This is a genomic window from Paludifilum halophilum (genome assembly GCF_002245355.1).
GTDB classification, from domain to species: Bacteria; Bacillota; Bacilli; order Thermoactinomycetales; family DSM-45169; genus Paludifilum; species Paludifilum halophilum.
In genome coordinates this window covers 1-384 of the sequence record NZ_NOWF01000196.1, presented here as the reverse complement: position 1 = coordinate 384, position 384 = coordinate 1, and the positions used below count along the sequence as shown (strand labels likewise).

Genomic DNA, 384 nt, shown 5'->3' with positions numbered 1-384 from the left:
TACCTCTTTGTTCATACCTTTCAATAGATGTGTGAGCTGCACAATGTTTGTGCAATTGACTATTGCTGCCACATATTCTGATTTTGCAGTGGACTGGGATGTGCATGTTTGTTTCTTGCTAGTCTAGGTAACTAGCCTTTTACCTAAAAATAATGCACCTCCACTTGGGCCTTTTCTATCATCAATGTTTCCTCCCCAGTATGCATTTGTATATGCATTGAGCTCAAATTTTCCATTCTTTTTGTAGTAAAGACCAAAGTCATCAGTTCTTTTAAGATATCTCATTATTCTTTTTACTGCTATGAGATGATTTTCTTTGGGATTAGCAGAGAATCTAGCCACTATTCCACCTACTAATGGTATGTCTGGTCTGCTATGTACAAC

The 384-nt window shown here is 37.2% G+C and carries 1 protein-coding gene; it reads right to left on the bottom strand.

The features are described 5' to 3' along the window. Positions 1-123: 123 nt before the first annotated feature. A partial coding sequence (locus tag CHM34_RS19530) for a ribonuclease H family protein (protein WP_169713846.1) occupies positions 124-384 on the bottom strand: 261 nt, incomplete at its 5' end.